15 protein-coding genes are annotated in these 24,994 nt (G+C 65.4%); 11 read left to right on the top strand and 4 right to left on the bottom strand.

Annotated elements, in window-relative coordinates; genetic code table 11:
* Positions 1-39: 39 nt before the first annotated feature.
* The 8 genes from AC066S_RS11820 to AC066S_RS11785 all read left to right on the top strand — a co-directional run bounded on the left by AC066S_RS11820 (position 40) and on the right by AC066S_RS11785 (position 12,442).
* Positions 40-273, top strand: a complete 234-nt coding sequence (locus AC066S_RS11820) for a sulfurtransferase TusA family protein (protein WP_028134664.1) — start codon at positions 40-42, stop codon at positions 271-273.
* 124 nt (positions 274-397) lie between these two features.
* Positions 398-1,831: a sigma-54-dependent transcriptional regulator gene (locus AC066S_RS11815; RefSeq protein ID WP_126259892.1), complete on the top strand. Its 1,434-nt coding sequence runs from the start codon at positions 398-400 to the stop codon at positions 1,829-1,831.
* Positions 1,824-3,848: a sensor histidine kinase gene (locus AC066S_RS11810; RefSeq protein ID WP_126259890.1), complete on the top strand. Its 2,025-nt coding sequence runs from the start codon at positions 1,824-1,826 to the stop codon at positions 3,846-3,848. Before AC066S_RS11815 ends, AC066S_RS11810 begins: the two co-directional genes overlap by 8 nt.
* Before the next feature lie 345 nt (positions 3,849-4,193).
* A complete protein-coding gene (locus AC066S_RS11805) occupies positions 4,194-5,846 on the top strand; it encodes an OFA family MFS transporter (protein ID WP_126259888.1) in 1,653 nt (550 codons plus the stop codon).
* Positions 5,847-6,172: 326 nt separating this feature from the next.
* Positions 6,173-7,876 carry an NADH-ubiquinone oxidoreductase-F iron-sulfur binding region domain-containing protein gene (locus tag AC066S_RS11800; RefSeq protein WP_135170458.1) on the top strand — a complete coding sequence of 568 codons (1,704 nt, stop codon included), beginning with the start codon at positions 6,173-6,175 and terminating at the stop codon, positions 7,874-7,876.
* Positions 7,873-10,641: a formate dehydrogenase subunit alpha gene (fdhF, locus tag AC066S_RS11795; protein ID WP_478269732.1), complete on the top strand. Its 2,769-nt coding sequence runs from the start codon at positions 7,873-7,875 to the stop codon at positions 10,639-10,641. Before AC066S_RS11800 ends, fdhF begins: the two co-directional genes overlap by 4 nt.
* Positions 10,642-10,864: 223 nt before the next feature.
* Positions 10,865-11,338, top strand: a complete 474-nt coding sequence (ybaK, locus tag AC066S_RS11790; RefSeq protein WP_478269731.1) for a Cys-tRNA(Pro) deacylase — start codon at positions 10,865-10,867, stop codon at positions 11,336-11,338.
* An 18-nt stretch (positions 11,339-11,356) separates the two neighbouring features.
* Positions 11,357-12,442 (top strand): HupE/UreJ family protein, encoded by a 1,086-nt coding sequence (locus AC066S_RS11785; protein ID WP_478269730.1) that lies wholly within the window; start codon positions 11,357-11,359, stop codon positions 12,440-12,442.
* Between the two features lie 8 nt (positions 12,443-12,450).
* Here the strand turns inward: AC066S_RS11785 and AC066S_RS11780 are convergent, their stop codons facing one another.
* Positions 12,451-13,134 (bottom strand): GntR family transcriptional regulator, encoded by a 684-nt coding sequence (locus tag AC066S_RS11780; RefSeq protein WP_478269729.1) that lies wholly within the window; start codon positions 13,132-13,134, stop codon positions 12,451-12,453.
* 153 nt (positions 13,135-13,287) lie between these two features.
* Here AC066S_RS11780 and tcuA point away from each other — a divergent pair, with 153 nt between their 5' ends.
* A complete protein-coding gene (tcuA, locus tag AC066S_RS11775; RefSeq protein WP_478269728.1) occupies positions 13,288-14,679 on the top strand; it encodes an FAD-dependent tricarballylate dehydrogenase TcuA in 1,392 nt (463 codons plus the stop codon).
* Positions 14,666-15,766 carry a tricarballylate utilization 4Fe-4S protein TcuB gene (gene tcuB, locus AC066S_RS11770; RefSeq protein ID WP_478269727.1) on the top strand — a complete coding sequence of 367 codons (1,101 nt, stop codon included), beginning with the start codon at positions 14,666-14,668 and terminating at the stop codon, positions 15,764-15,766. Before tcuA ends, tcuB begins: the two co-directional genes overlap by 14 nt.
* Positions 15,767-15,935: 169 nt before the next feature.
* On the opposite strand, the gene AC066S_RS11765 is transcribed toward tcuB, so the two are convergent.
* Positions 15,936-19,340 carry an acyl-[ACP]--phospholipid O-acyltransferase gene (locus AC066S_RS11765; RefSeq protein WP_478269726.1) on the bottom strand — a complete coding sequence of 1,135 codons (3,405 nt, stop codon included), beginning with the start codon at positions 19,338-19,340 and terminating at the stop codon, positions 15,936-15,938.
* Between the two features lie 655 nt (positions 19,341-19,995).
* On the opposite strand from AC066S_RS11765, the gene AC066S_RS11760 reads away from it, so the two are divergent.
* Complete coding sequence (locus AC066S_RS11760) at positions 19,996-20,631, top strand: TetR/AcrR family transcriptional regulator (RefSeq protein WP_135165251.1); 636 nt, start codon at positions 19,996-19,998, stop codon at positions 20,629-20,631.
* Positions 20,632-20,641: 10 nt separating this feature from the next.
* On the opposite strand, the gene AC066S_RS11755 is transcribed toward AC066S_RS11760, so the two are convergent.
* Complete coding sequence (locus AC066S_RS11755; RefSeq protein WP_478269725.1) at positions 20,642-23,290, bottom strand: autotransporter outer membrane beta-barrel domain-containing protein; 2,649 nt, start codon at positions 23,288-23,290, stop codon at positions 20,642-20,644.
* Positions 23,291-23,619: 329 nt separating this feature from the next.
* Positions 23,620-24,933 (bottom strand): GGDEF domain-containing protein, encoded by a 1,314-nt coding sequence (locus AC066S_RS11750; protein WP_478269724.1) that lies wholly within the window; start codon positions 24,931-24,933, stop codon positions 23,620-23,622.
* Between the last annotated feature and the right edge of the window lie 61 nt (positions 24,934-24,994).

Here is a 24,994-nt window from a genome sequence, read left to right as displayed (position 1 = left end):
TGCGTTGACGCCATCGCTTCGTCCCGCCATGTTGCGCCCATGACCAGAACGATGCTCGATCTCACCGGACTGAAATGCCCGCTGCCCGCCCTGAAGACGCGCAAGGCGCTCAAGCCATTGCAACCCGGCGATCAGCTCGAGGTTCATTGCACCGATCCCCTGTCGGTGATTGACATTCCGAATCTGATCCGCGAGACGGGCGACAAGGTCGAGATCACCGAGCGCAATGAGGCCCGCATCGTGTTCCTGGTCGAAAAGGGCGATGGGCCGTAGAAAGGTGCATATTCACGGCGGCGGCGTTTGACTATGCTGCGCCGGCGGGGGAACGGCCGGGTTTCGCTGCAATGCGAAAGGCGCCGACTGTTGCGTGGATGATCTCAAACCTAAGACATCGGGCATGACTTTCTCAACATCGAGGGCAAGCGCAGCCGCACCTTCCGCAGCGGGCCGCGAGCCTGCCGTCAAGCCCGGCAAGACGGCGGCAGGGCCGGAGTTCGGCGCGCTGGCGCAGGCCTCCATCCTGATCGTCGACGACGAGCCGGGCATGCGCAATTTCCTGGTGCGCACGCTTGGACCGCGCTGCAAGCTGGTGGACGAGGCGGCCGATACCGACCAGGCCTCGCGCAAGCTCGATTCCAACCGCTACGACGTCGTCATTCTCGACAACATCATGCCAGGCAAGAATGGCGTCGATTGGCTCGCCGAGCAGCGCGCCGTGGGCTTTTTCGCCGACGCCATCCTGATTACCGCCTTTGCCGACCTCGACACCGCGATCCAGGCCCTGCGCGCGGGTGCGGCCGATTTCGTGCTCAAGCCGTTCCGCTCCAACCAGATCCTCAATGCGGTGGCGCGATGCCTCGACCGTGTCCGGCTCCAGCGCGAGAACTATGTCCTGCGCTATGCCTTGCGCGCCTCCTCCGACCGCGCCTTTCTGCGCGACAACCTGATCGGGCAGTCGGCGCCGACGCTGCGCGTGCGCGAGACCATCGCACGGGTCGCGCCCCTGCCGACCTCGATCCTCCTCACCGGCGAATCCGGCACCGGCAAGGAAGTGGCGGCGCGCTCGATCCACTCGCTGTCCGACCGCGCCGACAAGCCGTTCGTGCCCGTGAATTGCGCGGCGATCCCGCCCGACATGATCGAGGCCGAACTGTTCGGACACATCAAGGGCGCCTTCACCGGCGCCGATTCGGGCCGCGAGGGCCTGTTCCTGTACGCTCATGGCGGCACGCTGTTCCTCGACGAGATCGGGGAGCTGCCGCTGCCGATGCAGAGCAAGCTGCTTCGCGTGCTCGAAGACCGCCGCGTCCGTCCGGTCGGCTCCGAGCGTGAAGTTCCGGTCGACCTGCGCTTCATCTTCGCGACCAATGCCGAGCTTCAGCAGGAGGTCGAGAGGGGCCGTTTCCGGGCCGATCTGTTCTATCGGCTCAACGTGATGCAGATCCGCCTGCCGCTCCTGAAGGATCGCGGCGACGATGTGCTGGAGCTTGCCGGCATCTTCATGAGCAAGCTGTCGGTTCAGCTAGGCATGCCGCCGGTGCCAATCGACGCCTCGGTGCGGGCGGCGCTCGCAAGCTATGACTGGCCGGGCAATGTGCGCGAGCTGCGCAATCTGATCGAGCGCACGCTGATCCTCGGTGCCTTCCCCGACGATTTCGCCGGCTCCCGCAACGATGGTCAGTCGGCGCCTGCCGACAGCCTCGCCGAGCTCGAGCGCCGTCACATTCTCGGCGTGCTGAAGGAGGTCAACGGCAATCGCGAGGAGGCGGCTCGGCGCCTCGGTATCTCGCGCAAGACCATCGACCGCAAATGCGCGTTGTGGGATGTCTGATGGCGCCGGCCGTAGCGGCGAGCTGGTGCGGGGACGCTCCGTCCGCTTCCGGCTGCTCGCGATCGCGTTGCTGCCGATGCTGGTCATCCTGCCGCTCCTGCTCGGCGTTGCGATCTATCGCTGGAACGCGAAATTCGACGCGACCCTGATCTCCAAGGTGAACGGCGATCTCACCATCGCCCATCAATATCTCGCCCGCATCCTGGAGAAGACCGGCGTCCAGGTCCGGGCGCTTGGCCTCTCGGCCCGCTTCCACGAGGTGCTGGCGCCGGATGCGCGCGGCTCCTTGCGGGATCTGCTCGACGAGACCCGCAAGGAAATCGGTCTCGACTTCCTGTATCTGAGCAACGATCGCGGCGAGGTCCTGGCCTCGTCGCCGCCGCTGCAGCACCAACCGAGAAGCGACTGGCCCATCATCGTGTCGGCGCTGTCGGGCCAGGTCGCCGCGACGGGCGTCGATATTTTCGGCAATGACGAGCTCGCCGCGATTTCGCCGGCCCTGGCCGAGCGCGCGCGATTGGATCTCGTGCCGACCCCGAACGCGGTGCCGACCGACCGCAGCACGGAGACGCGCGGCATGGTCGTGCATACGGCGAGCCGGGCGACGCTGCGCGACGGCGGCGCCGCGGCGTTGGTCGGCGGCACCCTGCTCAACCAGAATCTCGAATTCATCGACACGATCAACGACCTCGTCTATCGCGCCGCGAGCCTGCCGGAGGGCAGCCAGGGTACCGCGACGCTGTTCCTGGACGACGTGCGGATCTCGACCAACGTCCGTCTGTTCGAGGGACGGCGCGCGCTCGGCACGCGCGTGTCGGCGGCGGTGCGCTCGGCCGTGCTGGGCGAGGGGCGCACCTGGCTCGACAGCGCCTTCGTGGTCAATGACTGGTACATCTCCGCTTACGAGCCGCTGGTCGACAGCTATGGCAAGCGGGTCGGCATGCTCTATGTCGGCTTTCTGGAGAAGCCGTTCAGCGAGGCCAAATACCAGACATTGCTGATCATCATCGCGGCCTTCATCGCCATCACCGCCGCGACCGTACCGATCTTCCTGCGCTGGGCTAGCTCCATCTTCATGCCGCTGGAGCGCGTCACGGCGACGATCGCCGAGGTGGAGCGCGGCAACCTGTCCGCCCGCACCAAGATGCCGGTGTCGGGTGACGAGATCGGCCGCGTCGCGGTTCATCTCGACGGCCTGCTCGACCAGATCCAGGAGCGCGACCGGCAGCTGCGGGAATGGAACGAGGAGCTGAACGTCCGCGTGCTGGAGCGCACCCGGGACCTCGAGCACGCCAATCTCAAGCTCGAGGCGACCACCAAGCAGCTCATCATGTCCGAGAAGCTGGCGGCGATCGGCGAGATCACCGCCGGCGTTGCCCACGAGATCAACAATCCGATCGCGGTGATGCAGGGCAACCTCGACGTCATCCGCAGCGTGTTCGGGGCGGATGCCGACAAGGCAAAGGTCGAGTTTCGCCTGCTCGACGAGCAGATTCACCGCATCAGCCAGATCGTGACCAAGCTGCTGCAGTTTGCAAGGCCGGAGGAATATGCCGGCTATGTCGAGCGCCATGCGCCGGCCAGCGTCATCTCCGATTGCCTGCCGCTGGTGCAGCATCTTCTGAACAAGACCGAGATCGCCGTGGTCAGGGAGGATCGCGCCAATCGGCTCGTGCTGATGAACCGGAACGAGCTGCAGCAGGTGCTGGTCAATCTCATCGTCAACGCGATCCACGCCATGCCGGACGGCGGGACCCTGACGCTTCGCTCCTTCGATGCCGAGCGCGACGGCCATCGAGGCGTCGCCATCGAGGTCACCGACACCGGCATCGGTATGAGCGAAGAGGTGATCGAAAAGATATTCGATCCCTTCTACACCACGAAACGGCGGCAAGGCACCGGGCTCGGCCTCTCCATCAGCCAGACGCTGATCAAGCGCCAGGGTGGACAGATCACGGCCGAAAGCCATCTCGGTTCCGGAAGTACATTCACGATGTGGCTGCCGGAAGCGAGCTGATTGGACATTTTGTCCCGGGATTCCAGACATTCTGTCCGGCGCGGCACATTGCGCTGCGGGAAGTCGTTGAATCATCACGATGCGCTTTCTGGCACGCGCGTTGCTCATCTCAAGACAGGGTGTTGAGGGGGACGAGGGCGCGATCGCCGTCGCTGCAACGCGCTGCTTGCAAGGCGAAGGGACGTCGCCCGCGATCAGTTGCTTGCTCGGCGCACACGAGGCGATGCGTGCCAGACGATTCCACTTCGGCATGAAATCCGACCGGTCATGCGCGGGCTGCCAGGCCCGCACACGAGCGGTCTCAAACCGATGTGCCGGCAAGGCCGCGCTTGGGAGGAAATGCTTATGACGACTGCCGATACCGTTTATGCACCGGTTGGTGCTCCCGGCCTGCTGGATCGTGAACGCACGATCGCGAAGGCCGGCTTCAATCGCTGGCTGGTGCCGCCGGCCGCGCTGTGCATCCATCTCTGCATCGGCATGGCCTATGGCTTCTCGGTGTTCTGGCTGCCGCTGTCGCGCGCGATCGGCATCTCGCAGAGCAAGGCCTGCGCCGACATCTCGCTGTGGCAGGAGCTGTTCACCACGACCTGCGACTGGAAGGTCGCAAGTCTCGGCTGGATGTACACGCTGTTCTTCGTGCTGCTCGGCGTCTCCGCCGCGATCTGGGGAGGCTGGCTCGAGCGCGCCGGCCCGCGCAAGGCGGGCGTTGTCGCCGCCTGCTGCTGGGGCGGCGGTCTTCTGATCGGCGCGTTCGGCGTCTACGTTCACCAGCTCTGGATCATGTGGCTTGGGGCCGGCGTCATCGGCGGCGTCGGGCTCGGCCTCGGCTACATCTCGCCGGTGTCGACGCTGATCAAATGGTTCCCCGATCGCCGCGGCATGGCGACGGGCATGGCCATCATGGGCTTCGGCGGTGGTGCGATGATCGGTGCGCCGCTCGCCAATCTCTTGATCAACTACTTCAAGAGCACAAGTGACGTCGGCGTCTGGCAGACCTTCGTCGTGATGGGGGTGATCTATTTCGTCTTCATGATGATCGGCGCGTTTTCGTATCGGGTCACGCCGCCCGGCTGGCAGCCCGAGGGCTGGACGCCGCCAAGCGAGAAGAAGTCGATGATCACCGAGCACCATGTGCATCTCAACAACGCGCACAAGACGCCGCAATTCTGGCTGATCTGGTGGGTGCTCTGCTTGAACGTCTCGGCCGGCATCGGCGTGATCGGCATGGCCTCGCCCATGCTCCAGGAGATCTTCGCCGGCAAGCTGATCGGGCATCCGGAGCTGAGCTTCAGCCAGCTTTCGGGTGAACAGAAGGCTGCGATCGCAGCGATCGCCGCCGGCTTTGCCGGTCTGCTGTCGCTGTTCAATATCGGCGGCCGGTTCTTCTGGGCCTCGATGTCCGATCTCATGGGCCGCAAGAACACCTACTACACCTTCTTCCTCCTCGGCATCGCGCTCTACGCGCTGGCGCCGACCTTCGCGGCGATGGGCTCGAAATTGCTGTTCGTGCTCGGCTTCGGCATCATCCTGTCGATGTACGGCGGCGGCTTCGCGACGGTGCCGGCCTATCTGGCCGACATGTTCGGGACGCAGTTCGTCGGCGCCATCCACGGCCGGCTGCTGACGGCCTGGTCGACGGCCGGCATCATCGGTCCCGTGGTGGTCAACTACATCCGCGAGTTCCAGCTCGCTGCCGGCGTGCCACGCGACCAGCTCTACAACACGACGATGTACATCCTGTGCGCCATGCTGATCGCCGGTCTGATCTGCAACTACATGATCAAGCCGGTCGATCCGAAGTGGAACATGAGCCAGGAGGAGGTCGCCAAATTGCAGGCGGCGAGTGCCAAGAGCGCGGCGTCGATCCAGTACGGCTCGTTCGGCATCGGCAAGGGCGGCCTGGACGCCAGTGCCGCAATGTTCTGGGCCTTCGTCGGCGTGCCGCTGGCCTGGGGCGTCTGGAAGACGCTGGAGAGCGCGGTGAAGATCTTCTGATCGCACATCTTCGCGAGCGGGAGCGCGGCCTTTCGCGCTCCCGCCGCTGATTTCGTGTGAAGGGGACACCGGTCGCCTCGGAGCCGGGAGCTCGATACGACTTCGCAATCGCAGCATAGGATGCCTTTATTGATCTCCGGATCAATTCGGGCTTCGTTCTATCGATTGGCGCGTTGGACGAACGCCAGGCCGTTTTCCGGGCAGCGATCCAGGGCTGCCTTTGGACTGCGCTTAACTGCTTCCGTGAGCATGATAATTTGCTTGGCATCTGGCATGCCAGGAGCTAGAACTGGACCTGTTCTAAACGACGAGATCGAGACGAATCGATGAGCCACGACGTGCATGAGGTCCGCCCGTTCGAGCATCCCGGCGAGGGGCGCCGGCGCGCCAAGGCCACGCCCAAGGGGCGGCAGGTCGATCCCACCGCCGCGCACGAGATCGAGCAGCTGCTTGGCGACCGGCCGCGGCGGCGCGATCTCTTGATCGAATATCTGCACCTGATCCAGGACAAGTATCACCAGATCTCGGCTGCGCATCTGGCTGCGCTCGCCGACGAGATGAAGCTCGCCTTCGCCGAAGTGTTCGAGACCGCGACCTTCTACGCGCATTTCGACGTGGTGAAGGAGGGCGAGCCTGACATCGCGCCGCTGACGATCCGCGTTTGCGATTCCCTGACCTGTGCGATGCTTGGTGGTGAGAAGCTGCTCGAGGACCTGCAAAGCGCGTCAGGTCCCGGCATCCGCGTCGTGCGCGCGCCCTGCGTTGGGCGCTGCGATACCGCGCCTGCAGCCGAGGTCGGGCACAATTTCGTCGATCATGCGACCGTCGCCAATGTGATGGCGGTCGCGAAGGCCGGCGACACCCACGCCCATCTGCCGAACTATGTCGGCTACGACGCCTATGTCGCCGGCGGCGGCTACAAGCTGCTGGGCCGCCTGCGCTCGGGCGAGCTGTCGACGGACGATCTCTTGAAGTCGCTCGACGACGCCTCGCTGCGCGGGCTCGGTGGCGCCGGCTTCCCCACGGGACGCAAATGGCGCGCCGTGCTGGGCGAACCCGGCCCGCGGCTGATGGCGATCAACGGCGACGAGGGCGAGCCCGGCACGTTCAAGGACCGCTACTATCTCGAAAGCGACCCGCACCGATTCATAGAGGGCATGCTGATCGGCGCGCATGTGGTGCAGGCGTCCGACGTCTACATCTATCTGCGCGACGAATATCCGGCTTCGCGCGAGATCCTGGAGCGCGAGATCGCAAAGCTGCCGCCGGGCGGACCGACGCTGCACATGCGCCGCGGCGCTGGCGCCTATATCTGCGGCGAGGAATCTTCGCTGCTCGAAAGCATCGAGGGCAAGCGCGGCCTGCCCCGGCACAAGCCGCCTTATCCGTTCCAGGTCGGCCTGTTCGGCCTGCCGACGCTGATCAACAACATCGAGACGCTGTGGTGGGTGCGCGACATCGTCGAGAAGGGCGCCGACTGGTGGAAGGGCAACGGCCGGCACGAGCGTCACGGCCTGCGCAGCTTCTCGGTCTCGGGCCGCGTCAAGAATCCCGGCATGAAGCTGGCGCCCGCCGGCATCACCGTGCGCGAGCTGATCGACGAATATTGCGGCGGCATGGCCGATGGCCATCAGTTCTACGCTTATCTGCCGGGCGGCGCGTCCGGCGGCATTCTGCCGGCGTCGATGGACGACATCCCGCTCGATTTCGGCACGCTGGAGAAATACGGCTGCTTCATCGGCTCGGCTGCGATCGTGATCCTGTCGCAAAAGGACAGCGTGCGCGCGGCGGCGCTGAACCTTATGAAGTTCTTCGAGGACGAGAGCTGCGGCCAGTGCACGCCGTGCCGCGTCGGAACCCAGAAGGCGGCGCTGCTGATGCAGAAGCCGGTCTGGAACCGCGCTTTGCTGGAAGAATTGAGCCAGGCGATGCGCGATGCCTCGATCTGCGGGCTCGGACAGGCGGCATCGAATCCGCTGTCCTCAGTGATCAAATATTTCCCTGACGAGTTCAAGGAAGCGGCCGAATGACCAAGATTACGTTCGAGCTCGACGGCAAGCAGGTCGAGGCCAAGCCCGGCGAGACCATCTGGCAGGTGGCCAAGCGGCAGGGCCGCGACATTCCCCATCTGTGCTATTCGCCGGCGCCCGATTATCGCCCCGACGGCAATTGCCGCGCCTGCATGGTCGAGATCGAGGGGGAACGTGTGCTCGCAGCGTCCTGCAAGCGCACGCCGTCGGTCGGCATGAAGGTGAAGACCGAGAGCGCGCGTGCGGTGTCCGCGCAGAAGATGGTGATGGAGCTGCTCGTTGCCGACCAGCCGGCGCGCGAGACCAGCCACGATCCGGATTCGAAGTTCTGGCACTGGGCCGAGGCCACGGGCGTGACCGAGAGCCGCTTTCCCGCAGCCGAACGCTGGGCGACCGACGCCAGCCATCCGGCGATGCGCGTCAACCTCGATGCCTGCATCCAGTGCGGCCTGTGCGTGCGCGCCTGCCGCGAGGTTCAGGTCAACGACGTCATCGGCATGGCCTATCGCAATCACGATTCCAAGATCGTGTTCGACTTCGACGATCCCATGGGCGAGTCCACTTGCGTTGCCTGCGGCGAATGCGTGCAGGCCTGCCCGACCGGCGCCTTGATGCCGGCCGTGATGTTGGACGAGAAGCAGACCCGCGTCACCTATGCCGACAAGAAGGTGGATTCGCTCTGTCCGTTCTGCGGCGTCGGCTGCCAGGTCACCTATGAGGTCAAGGACGAGAAGGTGATCTATGCGGAAGGCCGCGACGGTCCCGCCAATCACAACCGTCTCTGCGTCAAGGGCCGCTTCGGCTTCGACTACATCCACCATCCGCATCGCCTGACCAAGCCGCTGGTGCGACTGCCGAATGCGAAGAAGGATGCCAACGACCAGGTCGATCCGGCCAACCCCTTCACTCATTTCCGCGAGGCGAGCTGGGACGAAGCGCTCGACATCGCCGCCAAGGGCCTGGTCAAGATCCGCGACGAGAAGGGTGTGAAGGCGCTGGCCGGCTTCGGCTCGGCCAAGGGCTCGAACGAAGAGGCCTATCTGTTCCAGAAGCTGGTGCGCACCGGCTTCGGTTCGAACAACGTCGACCATTGCACCCGACTGTGCCACGCCTCGTCGGTGGCGGCCCTGTTCGAGGGCCTGAGCTCCGGCGCGGTGTCGGCACCTTTCTCGGCGGCGATGGATGCCGAGGTCATCATCGTGATCGGCGCCAACCCGACCGTGAACCATCCGGTCGCCGCGACCTTCATCAAGAACGCGGTCAAGCAGAACGACGCCAAGCTGTTCGTGATGGATCCGCGCCGGCAGTCGCTGTCGCGCCACGCCACCAAGCATCTGCAGTTCAAGCCGGGCTCCGACGTCGCCATGCTGAACGCGATGATCAACACGATCATCACCGAAGGCCTGACCGACGACCAGTACATCGCCGGCTACACCGAGGGGTTCGAGGACCTCAAGGAGAAGATCAAGGAGTTCACGCCGGAGAAGATGGAGCCGATCTGCGGCATCCCGGCGCAGACGTTGCGCGAGGTCGCGCGAACCTATGCGCGGGCGAAATCGTCGATCATCTTCTGGGGCATGGGCATCAGCCAGCATGTGCACGGCACCGACAACGCGCGCTGCCTGATTGCGCTCGCGCTGATCACCGGCCAGGTCGGCCGTCCCGGCACCGGCCTGCATCCGCTGCGCGGCCAGAACAACGTGCAGGGCGCCTCCGACGCCGGCCTGATCCCGATGTTCCTGCCGGATTATCAGCCGGTGGGGCGCGACGATCTGCGCGCCAGCTTCGAGAAGCTCTGGCAGCAGGATCTCGATCCCGTGCGCGGCCTGACCGTGGTCGAGATCATGAACGCGATCCATGCCGGCGAGATCAAGGGCATGTATATCGAGGGCGAGAACCCCGCGATGTCGGATCCTGATCTGCAGCACGCGCGCCATGCGCTCGCCATGCTCGATCATCTCGTGGTGCAGGATCTCTTCGTCACGGAGACCGCGTTCCACGCCGACGTGATCCTGCCGGCCTCGGCCTTCGCGGAGAAGGACGGCTCCTTCACCAACACCGATCGCCGCGTGCAGCTCGCCCGCCAGGTGATCAAGCCGCCGGGCGATGCGCGGCAGGATCTCTGGATCATTCAGGAGATCGGCAAGCGCATGGGCTTGCCGTGGAATTATTCCGGTCCCGGCGATGTCTTCACCGAGATGGCGGAGCTGATGCCGTCGCTGAAGAACATCACCTGGGAGCGGCTGGTGCGCGAAGGCGCGGTGACCTATCCGGTCGATGGGCCAGACCAGCCCGGCAACGAGATCATCTTCACCACGGGCTTCCCGACCGCGAGCGGCCGCGGCAAGATCGTGCCGGCCAAGGTCATCCCGCCGGACGAGATCCCCGACGCGGAATATCCCATGGTGCTCTCGACCGGCCGCGTGCTGGAGCATTGGCACACCGGCTCGATGACCCGCCGCGCCCAGGTGCTCGACCAGATCGAGCCGGAGGCGGTCGCCTTCATGTCGCCGAAGGACATGCGCAAGATGCAGCTTGCGCCCGGCGATTTCATTCGCCTTGAGACCCGCCGCGGCGCGGTCGAGGTCAAGGTGCGTTCCGACCGCGACGTGCCGGAGAACATGGTGTTCATGCCGTTCTGCTACGCGGAAGCGGCGGCGAACCTGCTCACCAACCCGGCGCTCGACCCGTTCGGCAAGATACCGGAGTTCAAGTTCTGCGCGGTCAGAGCCGAACGCGCGGAGATGCGGGACGCCGCGGAGTAGGGAAGGTCTCGTCGTTACCGCGCGCACGAGACTTGCCATACAAACCGCTGTCATGCCCCGCGAAGGCGGGGCATCCAGTACGCCGCGGCTCATCCATTGAGCCATAACTGTCTCGGAGTACTGGATCGCCGGGTCAAGCCGGGCGATGACAGTAGTTGTGCGGTGGACAAATGTGCCCACGTCGTCGCTTCGCTCCTCGCAATCAGGGTGGTAGATTTGGCGCATGTCCAAAGTCACCCCAGCCACCCGCGCGCTCACGGCCGCCGGTGTTGCCTTCACCGCCCACGCTTACGACTACGATCCTGATGCCGAGAGCATCGGGATGCAGGCGGCCGCCGCGCTCGGCGAGGACCCCGCGCGCGTCCTCAAGACGCTGATGGCGCTGGTGGACGGCAAGCCGGTCTGCGTGGTCGTCCCCTCCGACCAGGAAGTCTCGATGAAGAAGCTCGCCGCGGCCGTGGGCGGCAAGTCGGCGCAGATGATGAAGCCGCCGGAGGCGGAGCGGGTCACCGGCTACAAGGTCGGCGGCATCAGCCCGTTCGGTCAGCGCAAGCAGGTCGGTACCGTGATCGAGCAGCGCGCGCTCGCGCATGATCTCGTCTATCTCAATGGCGGCCAGCGCGGCCTGCAGGTGCGGCTCAAGCCCACCGACGTGCGGGACGTCGTGAAAGCGGTGGTCGCGGATGTGCTGGCGTGACGGCGGTGGAGCGAGATCGTGAGGTGGCTGCTTCTGCTGTGGCTTGCGATTCTGCTCGGCATCGACCGTCCGGCTGAGGCGCATCAGGTCAACCTCGTCACGGCGCGCGTGGCGGTGACCGCCGATCGCATCGTGAAGGTCGAGCTCGGATTGAAGGGCAGCGATGTCGATCGCCTGATCGGCACGAGGACGTATGACGCAAAGCAGGACGCGGTCGATCCCGCTGTGGTCGAAGCGGCCAGCGCAGCAATCCTCGCCTATCTCGAAACGCATATGGCCGTGACGGGGGGCGGCGCGGCCTGTGCGCCGGGCAATGCTGCGATTCTGCCCGATGGTGACGGCATCGTCTATCGCAACAGCTTTGCTTGCGCGAGCACGGCCGGCGATATCGTCTACCGCTCCACCGTGCTGACGGAACGGGACAAGGCTGCGCGTCAGGTCGTGCTGGTTGCGCAGGGCAAGTCCGAGGCGCAGGCCTTGCTCGATTCCGAGAATGTCACGGTCACGCTCTCGAAGGAGCTGCCGTCGCTGGCCTCGACCATGTGGCGCTATCTCCTGACCGGCATCGAGCATATCTTCCTCGGTTACGATCACGTCGCATTCCTGGCCGCAATCGTTCTATGGGCGCGCCGGCTGATGCCGGTCGTCAAGATCGTTACCGCCTTCACCGTCGCTCATTCCCTGACATTGTCGCTCGCGGCGTTGAATGTCCTGGTCATCCCGAGCCACATCGTGGAGCCGGCGATCGCGGCCTCGATCGTGTTCGTGGCGGTCGAGAACTTCTTCTCGCGCGATGTCGACAAGCGCTGGCGCGTGGCGTTCCTGTTCGGCTTGGTCCACGGCTTCGGCTTCGCCGGCGTGCTTCGGGAGATCGGCTTGCCGCCGGATGCGGTCGTCCCGGCGCTGGCCGCCTTCAACCTCGGCGTCGAGGTCGGGCAGATTGCGATCGTCGCGCTGATGCTGCCGGTGCTTGGCTTGTTGGATCGTCTGACTGTGGTCGGGCGGGAGGAGCCGGCGCGCGCGGCGAGGCTGGTCTACGCCATGTCCGCGGTGATCGGCCTGCTCGGTGGCTATTGGCTGCTGACGCGCCTCCTCGAGGCTTGAGCCGGCGGCTACTGCTGCTGCAACAGCTTGAGCCGGCAGCGCAGCGCCTCGCGGATATGGGCGCGCGCGAGCTGCTCGGCCCTGTCGCCGTCGCGCGCGGCGATGGCGTCGATGATGGCCCGATGCTCGTCGTGGCTGGTCGAGGGACGCCCCGATACGGTGAAGGTGGTAGGGCCGAGCAGGGCGATCCAGTCCTGCAATTCCCGCGAAGCGTTGTCGAGATAGCGGTTGCGCGCGGCGCGGCAGATCGCCTCGTGGAAAGCGCGGTTGAGCCGCGCCATCTCGGCGGCGTCCGTCGCGGAAGCCTCGACGAAGGCCTGCTCGATGTCCCCGAGCGCCTCGATCTCGGTGGCCGAGGCATGTTCGGCGGCGAGGCGCGCGGCGGCACCTTCCATGATCTCGCGCATGGCGTAGAGCTCGAGCACCTCGGAGATGTCGAGGTTGCGGACGATCAGTCCGCGGCCGGCGGCGGGCTCGACGAAGCCGCGTGCGGCGAGCCGGCCCAGCGCCTCGCGAACCGGCGTGCGGCTGACTTTGAGCCGCTGCGCGACCTCCTCCTCGCGCAGGCGGTCGCCGGCACGATAGCTGCCGGCCTGGAGCGCCTCGCAGAGCGAGCGGAATACGGCTTCACCGAGCGCAACGCTGCCGCCGCGCACGATCGATCCGTCTGTCTTTGCCGGGCGTCTTGCCATAGTGCCCTCGAAGCGCGCGACGCATCCTGCCATGCAGAGATGCCGCTTGCGACATTGCTGTATATCTTTGTATACAAAAGTACGCAATGGTAAGCAGTCGGCACGCGCCGGCCGGCAGGACCATTTCCAATTTCGTCGCATCGGACGAGCGGCATGAGCAGCAAGTACGACGTGCTGGTGATCGGAGGCGGCAATGCGGCGCTGTGCGCGGCGATCGCGGCGCGGCGCGGCGGAGCGTCTGTGCTGGTGCTGGAGGGCGCGCCAAAATTCTATCGCGGCGGTAACACCCGTCACACCCGCAACATGCGCTGCGCCCACGACGCCGCCACCGAAATCCTGACCGGTCCCTACACCGAGGAGGAGTTTTGGGAGGATCTGCTGCGCGTCACCGGCGGGCAGACCGACGAGGCGCTGGCGCGCCACATGATCCGGGAATCCAAGGACATCCTGAACTGGATCGTGGAGCAGGGGGTGCGTTGGCAGCCTTCGCTCGGCGGCACGCTGAGCCTTGGCCGCACCAACTCCTTCTTTCTCGGCGGCGGCCGCGCGATGCTCAACGCGCTCTATCTCACCGCCGAACGCCTCGGCGTCGAGGTCGAATACGATGCCGAGGTCACCGACCTCGTGATCAAGGACGGCATGTTCCTCGCTGCCCGCCTCAAGCGGCCGATCAAGGGCGAGACCGAGATCCGCGCCACCTCTCTGGTTGCCGCGGCCGGCGGATTCGAGGCCAACATCGAGTGGCTGAAGCAATATTGGGGCGAGGCCGCCGACAACTTCCTGATCCGCGGCACACCCTATAATCGCGGCTCGATCCTGAAGATGCTGCTCGACAAGGGCGTGCAGGAGGTCGGCGATCCCACCCAGTGCCATGCGGTCGCGATCGACGCCCGGGCGCCGAAGTTCGACGGCGGCATCATCACGCGGCACGACTCCGTCGTGTTCGGCATCGTCGTCAACAAGCACGCGCAACGCTTCTACGACGAAGGTGAGGACATCTGGCCGAAGCGCTACGCCATCTGGGGCCGGCTGGTGGCGGCGCAGCCCGACCAGATCGCCTACATCATCTTCGATTCCACTGTCGTCACCAGCTTCATGCCGACGCTGTTCCCGCCGATTGCCGGCCGGACGGTGGCGGAGCTTGCCGGAAAGCTTGAGCTCGATCCGGCCGCGCTGGAAAAGACCATCACCGAATTCAACGCCGCGGTGCTATCAGGCACTTTCGACCACACCGTTCTGGATGATTGCGTGACCGAGGGCATCACGCCACCCAAGACGCACTGGGCGCGCAAGATCGAGACGCCGCCTTATCTCGCCTATCCAGTCCGGCCCGGCATCACCTTCACCTATCTCGGCACGCGCGTGAACAAGGAGGCGCGGGTGCTGATGAAAGGCGGCAAGCCGTCAGCCAACATGTTCGCGGCCGGCGAGATCATGGCCGGCAACGTGCTCGGCAAGGGTTATGCCGCCGGCATGGGCATGACCATCGGCAGCGTGTTCGGACGAATCGCAGGGCGGGAAGCGGCAAAGCATGCACGGAACTAGAATCCTCGACGAAGCCGACCGTCTGATGACGGTCTGCAATTCCTGCCGCTATTGCGAAGGTCTTTGCGCCGTGTTTCCGGCCATGGAGATGCGCCGCGCCTTCTCTGACGGCGACCTCAACTATCTCGCCAATCTCTGCCATGGCTGCGGCGCCTGCTACGTCGACTGCCAGTTCTCGCCGCCGCACGAGTTCAACGTCAACGTCCCGAAGACGCTCGCGGTCGCGCGCGCGGAATCCTATGCGGCCTATGCCTGGCCGGGCGCGCTGTCCGGCGCCTTCGCGCGCAACGGTCTCGTCATCAGCCTTGTCGCAGCTCTCAGCATGGCCGCCTTCATCCTCGGCTTCGCTGCGTTGAGCGACCGCAGCGTGCTGTTCGGCGTGCACACCGGCCCTGGTGCCTTCTACAAGTTGATGCCGCACCATGTGATGGCCGCGCTGTTCGGTACTGCCTTTCTCTACGCCGTTATCGCGCTTTTCATGAGCCTGCGCGCCTTCTGGCGCGACATCGGCCCGCCCATCGGCGGCCGTGCCGACGGCGGCTCGATCTTCCAGGCGATCCGCGACGCCGGCGAGCTGCGCTATCTCGATGGCGGCGGCGTCGGCTGCTACAACGAGGACGACAAGCCGACCGACCGGCGCAAGCTGCATCACCACCTGACCTTCTACGGCTTCATCCTGTGCTTCGCCGCGACATCGGTGGCCACGCTCTACCACTATCTGCTCGGCCGCGAGGCGCCGTATCCGTGGTGGGACTTGCCCGTGGTGCTGGGCACGCTCGGCGGCATCGGGCTGATCATTGGCCCGATCGGTCTGTTCGCAGCCAAGATGCGGCGCGATCCGGCGCTGCTCGATGAGAGCCGCTACGGCATGGATGTCGGCTTCATCGCCATGCTGTTCCTGACCGGCAGCACTGGAATGCTGCTGCTGGTCCTGCGCGAGACCGGCGCGATGGGGCCGCTGCTCGCGCTGCATCTCGGCGCCGTGTTCGCGTTGTTCATCACCATGCCCTACGGCAAGTTCGTGCACGGCATTTATCGCTTTGCCGCCTTGGTGCGCTATGCACAGGAGCGGCGATCGGCGGCGTGATCAGGCATGATGGGATGAGGCTTGGTCGGCTCAACGATGGAAGTGCGCTCCCTCTCCCGCTTGCGGGAGAGGGTCGCTCCGCAGTGGGACAACCCCCAAAGAGGGGAAAGCCCTCACCCGCGCCTTCGGCGCGACCTCTCCCGCAAGCGGGAGAGGTGAACGAGCCGGGTTACGCTACGTCGCGCTCGGGCGAGGACGCTTGCTCGCGGGCCATCGTCGTTGCCGTGACATAGTCGGTCTTGCCGGTGCCGAGCAGCGGCACCTTGTCGACCACGATGATCGTGGCAGGCACCGTCAGCTCGGACGCGCCGATCGCCTTGGCCTGGGCCTGCATCGCGCTACGCTCGGCGTTCTTCTGCGTCGTTAGCAAGACGATGCGCTCGCCCTTGCGTTGGTCCGGGATCGACACCGCGACGGACGCCGCCTGCGGCCACAACGCCGCCGCGATGGCTTCGACCGCCGACAGCGAGACCATTTCGCCCGCGATCTTGGCAAAGCGCTTGGCGCGGCCCTTGATGGTGATGAAGCCGGCGGCGTCGATCGCCACGATGTCGCCGGTGTCGTGCCAGCCCTCGGCAAGCTTTTCGAGCACGCCGGGATTTTCGGCCCTGAGGTAACCGAGCATCACGTTCGGGCCGCGCACCGAGAGGCGACCGCCCTCCTCGATGCCGGGGACCGGATCGAGGCGGCTTTCCATCAGCGGCGAGAGGCGGCCGACGGTGCCGGGACGGTTGGCCATCGGCGTGTTCATCGCCAGCACCGGCGCCGTCTCGGTGACGCCGTAGCCCTCGAGAATGCGGATGCCGTAGCGCTCCATGAACACCTGCCGGGTGCGGTCCTTGACCGCCTCGGCGCCGGCGATGACGAGGCGCAGGGTGCGGAAGTCGTAAGGGTGCGCCGACCGCGCATAGCCGGTGAGGAACGTATCGGTGCCGAACAGGATGGTGGCGCCGGTCTGGTAGATCAGCTCGGGCACGATCCGGTAGTGCAGCGGCGAGGGGTACATGTAGATCGGAATGCCCGCGAGCATCGGCATCATCATGCCGCCGGTGAGGCCGAACGAGTGGAACACCGGCAGCACGTTGAACACCTTGTCATTGGCGTTGGCATCGACCCGCGCCAGCGCCTGCGCCGCGTTGGCCAGGATGTTGCGGTGGGACAGCACCACGCCCTTGGGCGTGCCTTCCGAGCCCGACGTGAACAGCACGACGGCGGGATCGTTGGCCTGGCGGGCAACGCGCGGCGTGGTGCCGGCGAGCAGGCCCTTGATCTTGTCGGCCACGCCGATCGAGGCGCGGACGTCTTCGAGATAGACCACGCGCGCCTCGGCGGAGATCGCGGTCATCAGCTTGTCGAGCTTGCCCTTCTCGATGAACGCCTTCGACGTCAGCACGGTCTTGACCTGCGCGGCCTTCATGGCGGCGAGCACGTTGACCGGGCCGGCCGAGAAGTTGAGCATGGCCGGCACTCGGCCGCTGTTCTGCAGCGCCATGAAGACGACGGCGACGCCCGCCGAATTCGGCAGCAGCACGCCGACATTCTCGCCGATTGCGGTGCCGGCCTCCAGCTTGCGGCCGAGGACCTGCGCGCCGAGGATCAGCTTGCGATAGGTCAGCTTGGTGCCGAGCGCATCCTCGATGATGACCTTGCCGGTGTCGCGATCGCGATAGGCGTGTCCGAGCGCCTCGAACAGCGAGTGATCGAGCATGGCGTTCTTGACCAGCGCGTCGATCATGACGTCTTGCAGCGCGGCGCCGGCGGCATTGCGGCGCGCCTTGCCCTTCAGCGTTTCGTCGACCGGGAGCTTGACCGGCGGCAGGATGGTGACCGTCACCCGCGGAAACCAGGAGCGCTTGATCTGGCTGCTGGTGAGATAGCTGAGATAGGAGCGTTGCGCGCCTTCGATGCGGACCGGCACGACCACGGCATCGGCCTTGTCCGCGATCATCGCGGTGCCGTCATACACCTTCATCAGCGATCCCGAGACGGTGATGCGCCCTTCCGGGAAGATCACCACGGGCTCGCCCGCAGCGACGAGCTTGATCAGGTCGCGCGCGGCCAGCGGCTTGGTCGGATCCATGGTGTAGTGCTTGACGACGCGCAGGAACGGCTTGGCCCACCAGGCCTTGGCAATGCCGGTGTCGACCGCGAAGCTGGCGTCGATCGGCAGCACGGCGTGCAGCAGCGGGCCGTCGATCAGGCTGACATGGTTCGGCGCGATCAGCATGCGCGTGCCCGGAGGCGGCAGGTTTTCCAGCCCGCGCACCTCCGTGCGGAACAGGGCGCGGAATAGAAGCCCGCCGGCATCGCGCACGCCTTCCTTGCCCCACTTGGTCAGCACGAACCAGACCGCGCCGAAGCTGGCGAGGCCGAGGCCGAAGAAGATCCAGCCGATATGGAGACCCGCCGCCTGCAACAGCGCGACGAACAGCGAGCCGATCACCATGAAGGCGGCCTGCAACACGTTGCCGGCGGCGATGATGCGGGCGCGCTCGGAGGTGGCCGACCAGGCCTGGACCGCGGCAAAGGACGGAACGACGAACAAGCCGCCGCCGAACGCGAAGGCGACGAAATCGACCAGCATGCGCAAGCCGGCAAACGAGGTTGCGAAGTCGAGCGCGGTGATGTCGTGGCCCTTGGCGGTCACACCGATGGCCCAGGCCAGATCGAGCCCGGCGAATCCCATGATGATGGCGCCGATCGGCACCAGCGCGAGGTTCGGACGAACGTGGCTGAGGCTCGCGGCGAACAGCGAGCCGATGGCGATGCCGATCGCGAAGATGGCAAGACACAGCGTCACCACGCCCTCGGTGCCGCCGACGACTTCCTTGACCAGCGCCGGCAGCAGCGACAGCACGATGGCGCCGACCAGCCAGAACCAGGACACGATCACGGTGCCGTCCCACAAGCGATGGTCGGCATGCAAGGTCCTGAGCAGGCTGACGGTCGAGGTCCAGGGATTGGCATCCACGGGCAGGTCGGGCGCGGAGGGCGTTGTCTGCGGAATGCGGGAGGCGAACGCCCATGACAGCAGGGCCAGAACGACCACGGCGGATGCGACCCAGCCCATATGCGCGGAGCCGGCCACGAACTGGCCGCCGGCGACGGTGCCGAGCAGGATGGCCATGAAGGTCGCGCCCTCGACCAGCGCGTTTCCGGTCGCGAGCTCGCCGAGCTCGAGCTGGTCCGGCAGCATGGCGTATTTCACGGGCCCGAACAGCGCGGCGATGACGCCGAACAGCGCGAGCGCTGCGAACAAGAGCGGCACCGAGTGCAGGAAGAAGCCGGCGGCGGCAAAGCATGCTGCGAAGATCTCGACGAATTTGAGCCGCCTTGCGACGACGGACTTGACGTATTTGTCGGCGAGCTGGCCGCCGAGCCCGGACAGGATGAAATAGGGGAAGATGAAGACCGCGCCGGCCACCGTCACCAGCGCATCGCCGTGGCCGGTTGCGGCACTGTAAAGCAGAATGATGACGAGTGCGTTCTTGAGCACGTTGTCATTGAGCGCCGAGAAGAATTGCGCCCAGAACAGCGGCGCAAAGCGGCGTGACGACATCAATTCCCTGATCATGACTAGTCCTGTTTTGGAAAGGCAGCCTGAGGTTGTTACGTTGTCTGTGAAGCGTCACGACCGGAAGCGCATGGGACGAACGATTGCACGGCGAGGATGCGCCGGCATGCTCTGTCCCCTCGGTTCCTCCGATCCTGTTGGTCTCCTAATGGTCTCGTTAGGTTCGCAGATATCTGGTCGCGGCCCGCGTTCGGGCATACCCGGATATGGTCCGGGCGATGAGGAAAACCTGAACCGCATCAGGGAGGCCAGCGGGATCAACCGCGAATGTCCGGGCATGGTGAGTCCTTCGTTGCAACCTGACCCGGCATTCGAGCCGACCCGATGGGCCGGCGTCTCAGGTCAGATGGGAGAGGTGACGAAAGGGCGAGAAGCGGCCGAGAACGCTAAACCTGCGCCCTTGGGAACGTGCACGGTCGCGGCTGGCCCGCCACATCCGAAAGGCCGCCCGACGTTCCGCGAGCACGCCGGCGACGTCGCAGGCGTTGGCGATGCGATTGATCGGCGCCATGGCGAACCGCAACAGGGTTCGGCCAAAGCCGGTGACGAGGGCAGCAGCGTCGTCGACGAAGGTGGCGGCGATATCAACAGCGAAGGTTTGCATTTTGCAGGTCTCCGGGTTAATTTGAACAATGTTCACATGAGTAGCTTGAAAATGAACAATGTTCAAGAAGAATCGCTGCGCGACCGGAAAAAAAATCGGCGGCGGCTTCAGATCCTGGAGATCGCGCGCGGCATCATCGCGACTAAGGGATTGAGATCGTTAAAGGTTCGGGACGTTTCGGAGGCCGCCGGCTGTTCCGTCGGCAGTGTCTATAACGAGTTCGGCGACTTCGACGGGGTGATCCTGACCGTCAACCGGGAGACCGTTCAGGCCCTCACGGCCCGGCTTCGCGGGGTTCCCGCTGATGATCCCGTGCGCCAGCTCTACGGGCTTGCCGCGACCTATCTCGACTTCTTTGCCGAGCACGCCAACCTGCTGCGCTCGCTGTTCGAGCACCGGATGGAGGATGACCGCCCCTATCCCGACGACATCCTGCAGATGGTGATGGACGCCTTCGCGCTGATGCATGCGCCGCTGGTGCGGCTGCTGCCGGATGCGGACGACGTGAAGATCGCGCTGTTGTCGCGCACGCTGTTCTCCGCCGTGCACGGCATCATCTCGCTCGGCCTCGAGGAGCGCATGGTCGCCGTGCCGCCCCAGATGCTGCGCCAGCAGGTCGAGCAGTTCATCGACGCCCATCTCGCCGGCCTCGGCATTTTGCCGGTGGGCGCACGGCCATCGCGATGAGGGATCGCCGCTACCACGCGTATCGCAGGCTCGCAGTGCCGGAATAGGTGGTGCTGCGGGCCGCGAACTCGCCGTCGAACTTGGCAGACAGGGAAACACCGTTCGAAAATTTCAGCTCGGCGCCGGCGGATGCGAGCGCGGCGTCCTTCGCCGGCGTCGCACCATTGACGATGAAGCTTGTGGCGGGCAGGCCCTGGAATGCGGCGACGAGTGCCGGATCGCTCACCCAATCATGCGCCCAGGCCGCGCGACCGCGCAACGTCAGGACCGCATTCGGTGCAATCAGTGTCGTCCGATCGAAGCGCGCGCCGAGTTCGCTCCGTGTGTCGGAGGCGGTGCGGCCCTGATACGTCAGCCCAAGACCGCCGCCCGCCAGATCAACCTCGGCGTAAGTCGGCGTGCGAAACGCCTGCGCCTGTGCCGCTGCGTATGGCGTGAAGCCGCCGATCGGCGTCGCGAAGCGATAGCCGCCCTCGATGCGGCCGCCGAAGGTCTGCGCATTGAATTTCGCGGTGAGCTGATTGCTGAACGGCGCGAGGCGGTCTGTCGACATCCAGTGGTTGGCCACGGCGAGCGAGGCGGCGAAATAGGCCGGGCCGGCACGCACCGCGGTATAGACGCCGGCCTGCAGTGCATCGCTCTTGCCGCCGCCTAGCGCCTGCGCCAGATCCCATTTGGTGCCGCCGCCGGAGAGCGCAAAGCCGACGATCGCGTCGCGGCTGACATGATAGTCGGCTCCGGCCGCGACGCCGCCCCCGCGCGCGCTGAGGTCGTGGCTGCCGATCACCACGGGATCGCCGCCGGTGCGGTTGGCGCCGCCGAACGCCGTTCCCCAGGCGGTCCAGCGCTCCACGAAGGTCGGCGCCTTCGCGGCCGGTGAGCCCATGACCTTGTTGTAGGCCAGCGCAATATCGTGCGGAAGCGCGGCGCGCGCGGGATTGAAACCGAGCACGGTGTCGCCGGTCGCATTGCCCAAGGTCCCGCGTCCGCTGACGAATGGATCGAGCATGAGGCCGAGGAACTGGCCCGTGAACTGGAAAGCGCCCTGCCGGGCTCCTGTCGCGGCTTCCCCCGAAAGTTGGTCCAGGCTGTAGCGCAGCTGGGCATCGCTCTGGCCGGCGAACGATGCCAGGAACGGCAGGTTGGGGCCGAACGCACTCAATGCGCCGGCCACGGCCTTCTGGTTCTGCGTTTGGGCGACGGATTGGAAGACGGCCGAGTTGTAATTGAGCGTCAGGAATACCGAGAACCCATCGTAGCTAAGGGCGGAGGTGAAGAACTGCGGATTGTATCCGCTCAGCGTGACGTTTGCGAAGGATCCGGTGACGCCGGTCGTCGTGCTGAGGATCGTGTATTGCGTCGATGCGCCGTAGGCGCCGGCAAGCGTGGTGACGGCGACGGTGCCGCCTGTCAGCGTCGCGCTGATGGCGGCAATCTTGTCTGATTGTCCGGCCGCGTTGACCGAGATCGCGTACGTCGACCCTGACTGGAACGCTGCATTGGTGTTGACGATTAGTTGACCGAGATTGCCGGGCGCGACCCTGCCGCCCGACAGCACTGTGAGCGATCCGATCATGCCGCTGCCACTGAGCGTGCCGCCGGTCACCATCGTCGCGATGTTGGCCATCGTGCCGTTGACGATGAGGGTGCCGGCCTGGACGTCCATGGTCGCCGTGTCCGTCGTCGAACCCGTCAGTGTCCAGGTGGAACTGCCGGTCTTTTCCAGCACCTCGAATTCCCGGAATTGACCGGCCGCGCCGAATGTGCCGAGGTCGAAGGTCGCGTTGGCGGTCCCGCCCAGGCGCAACGTGTCCAGTCCGTTGCCGCCCAGGACCCAGCCCGTGACGCTCGATCCCGTCCGCAACTCGAACATGTCGTTGCCGTCCTTGAGATCTACGGCCGTGCTGGCGCCGGTCATGATCGTGCCGGAGTTGATGACGGTGTCCTGATTGGCCGAGCCGAGGATCGCGGAGCCGGAGGCGCTCGAGATCGTGCCTGCGTTGTTGACGATGCTCCCGGCGCCCGCGCCGTTGAGATCGACAGCCCCGACATTGCTGGCCTGGACAACGCCGCCCGACAGGATGTTCACCTGGTTGTTCGCCGATCCGCCGCCGATCCCAACGCCGCTCGTTAGGGGCGCGGCGCTTCCAACCGTCCCCCCGATGACGACGATGTTGTTGCTGGAATTGGAGAGGGCGAGTGCCGTAGTTCCGACGGCCGACGACCCGACAACGGCACCCGCATCTATCGTGACGACGTTGTTGTTGCTGCCGCTGACCAATGTAATGCCGTCGCTGTTGGCGGACGTGATCGACGCGTTGGCGGAAACATTGATCGCGCCATTGGACGCGGCTTCGAAGACGACGCCCGCAAAGGCGGGATCATTCACGGACGTCGCGGTGCCGTCGCCGATGTTGACGGTGACGCCGCTGACCGCAGGTGCCGTCTTGACGAGGGTGTTGCCCGCCCCGGTGCAGGTGATCGAATCGCCCGATTGGAGCGACGTCTGCGAACCGCTACCGGTAATCACGCAGGCCGCTGCTGCCGGCGCGGAGAACCAGGGCAGTGTGGCACCCGCAGCAAGAGCACTGATCGCGCTGCTCAAGAGCAGCGCGTGTCGCGGGCGCGTCGTTGCCGCGCTGACGTACGGCGAGGTCATCCAATGATTCCAAGGCAACTGCAAACTCCGTTCGCGATGCGGTCCGGATGGAATCCGGCCAGCAACGCTGGGCGGTTGCTATGCTTAGTGATGGAGGCCTTGGCCTTCTTGGACCAGCGCGCAAAGCGAAGTGTCGAAATGCGAAAGACGCAACGTTTTCGGGAATGATGTGGCCGGGGTACCACAACCGGGGCGTTGCGGCCCTGCGTCTTACGCAAAGCTGCTCAGGAGGCAGTCGTGCAGGCCTTTAGCGCACCCGGCCAGATCCCGCTTGCGTCCGAGCGGCCGGTCCTCGTGGCTGACGAGATGAAGCGGCTCGCAGGCGGCGATCAGCCTCGCCCCGCGACGGCCTCGCGCGGCCGGGTTGCAACGAGGACGACGTCGGGTCTCCCGTCGTCGACCTGGACCCGGTTGCGTCCCTTCTCCTTGGCGCGATAACAGGCGGCATCCGCGCGCCGCATCGCGTCCTCGAGCGTGGTGGTGCTGTCGGCGATGCAGGCGACGCCGATGCTGGCGGTCACCGCAAAGCAGCGATCGTCCCAGGCGAAGGTGAACAGCTCGAGCGCCCGCCGCAACCGCTCGGCGATATCGACCGCATCATAAGGCGAGCACTGCGGCAGGATCAGGCCGAATTCGTCGCCGCCCAGGCGCGCCACCAAATCGTGCGGACGCCGGTCCTGTTGCAGGAGGCGCGAGACCTGGCAGAGCAGGCGATCGCCGGCAAGGTGTCCGCAGCTGTCGTTGACGTTCTTGAACTGGTCGAGGTCGAGCAGGATCAGGCTCAGCGAACCCGCGGGGGCAACGTCCAGCTCGCCCTGCAGTCGCGCCTCGAAGGCGCGGCGATTGGACAGGCCGGTCAGCCAGTCGTGCGAAGCCTGGAAGGCCAGACGTTCCTTCTCGGCATGCAAGGCGTGTTCGAATGCCTGTCGTTGCAGCACCAATCGTCTGGTGTGCCAGATCAGGAGCAGGATCAGGGTCACCGCGGTGACGATGTTGATGCCGGTCAGCGTCAGCTTGATGGCGCGGGAGCCTTCACCGAGGACGGCCGAGAACCGTTTGGCATGCACCGTGAACTCGGTGTTGAGCTCGGAGAGCCGTGCCGATAGGACTTGCACGCGGCTTGCGTCCTGAACCCTACCGCCCTCCCACTCGGACCGAATGACTTCGCCGAAGACGCTCAGCTCCAGCAGCATGGGGTCGGTGGCGGCCCACTCGCGGATCGCTTCCTGGAGGAAGCTGACGCGGTTGAAATAGCGAAACAGCCAGATCAATCCCGGAACGTCATCGGGATGGTTGCCGCCTTGCAGGAAGCCGATGCGGGCCGCCTCGACGTCGACCGGATCGCGCTCGAGTGCCCAGCGCGCGAACTCGTCGCCGATGGGGACGGCGAGCGAGGCCTGGTACTGCGCGAACTGGCTGGCCTCGCCGGAATGCAGATAGAGATTAAGGAAATAGACGGCGTTCTTCTGCGAGCGCGACCACAATGCTTCGCCCGCGACATAGGCGCGAACCGACGACATCACCTCCAGGCTGAATCCCGCGATCGCCGCCTGAAGCACGACGACCATCACAAAAGGCGAGACGAGCTTGATGACGTGAAGAAGGCTGCGCCCCTTCATCGATGTCGCTGTTCTGCGAAACACCCTGGCGTTCCCCAAATCGCGCAACGCCCCAACGATGCGCTGCGCCTGCAATGCCAAGTAG

This window comes from Bradyrhizobium sp. CFUWI, assembly GCF_056429085.1.
The sequence above is the reverse complement of the archived record's forward strand: the minus strand, read 5'-3'. Positions and strand labels throughout refer to the sequence as shown.

What these genes read in the sequence shown, in the direction of transcription:
- AC066S_RS11765 (WP_478269726.1), bottom strand. Translation starts at nt 19,340, where the DNA reads ATGATCAGGGAATTGATGTCGTCACGCCGCTTTGCGCCGCTGTTCTGG.
- ybaK (WP_478269731.1), top strand. Translation starts at nt 10,865, where the DNA reads ATGTCCAAAGTCACCCCAGCCACCCGCGCGCTCACGGCCGCCGGTGTT.
- AC066S_RS11820 (WP_028134664.1), top strand. Translation starts at nt 40, where the DNA reads ATGACCAGAACGATGCTCGATCTCACCGGACTGAAATGCCCGCTGCCC.
- tcuA (WP_478269728.1), top strand. Translation starts at nt 13,288, where the DNA reads ATGAGCAGCAAGTACGACGTGCTGGTGATCGGAGGCGGCAATGCGGCG.
- tcuB (WP_478269727.1), top strand. Translation starts at nt 14,666, where the DNA reads ATGCACGGAACTAGAATCCTCGACGAAGCCGACCGTCTGATGACGGTC.
- AC066S_RS11800 (WP_135170458.1), top strand. Translation starts at nt 6,173, where the DNA reads ATGAGCCACGACGTGCATGAGGTCCGCCCGTTCGAGCATCCCGGCGAG.
- fdhF (WP_478269732.1), top strand. Translation starts at nt 7,873, where the DNA reads ATGACCAAGATTACGTTCGAGCTCGACGGCAAGCAGGTCGAGGCCAAG.
- AC066S_RS11760 (WP_135165251.1), top strand. Translation starts at nt 19,996, where the DNA reads ATGAACAATGTTCAAGAAGAATCGCTGCGCGACCGGAAAAAAAATCGG.
- AC066S_RS11805 (WP_126259888.1), top strand. Translation starts at nt 4,194, where the DNA reads ATGACGACTGCCGATACCGTTTATGCACCGGTTGGTGCTCCCGGCCTG.
- AC066S_RS11815 (WP_126259892.1), top strand. Translation starts at nt 398, where the DNA reads ATGACTTTCTCAACATCGAGGGCAAGCGCAGCCGCACCTTCCGCAGCG.
- AC066S_RS11810 (WP_126259890.1), top strand. Translation starts at nt 1,824, where the DNA reads ATGTCTGATGGCGCCGGCCGTAGCGGCGAGCTGGTGCGGGGACGCTCC.
- AC066S_RS11780 (WP_478269729.1), bottom strand. Translation starts at nt 13,134, where the DNA reads ATGGCAAGACGCCCGGCAAAGACAGACGGATCGATCGTGCGCGGCGGC.
- AC066S_RS11755 (WP_478269725.1), bottom strand. Translation starts at nt 23,290, where the DNA reads ATGACCTCGCCGTACGTCAGCGCGGCAACGACGCGCCCGCGACACGCG.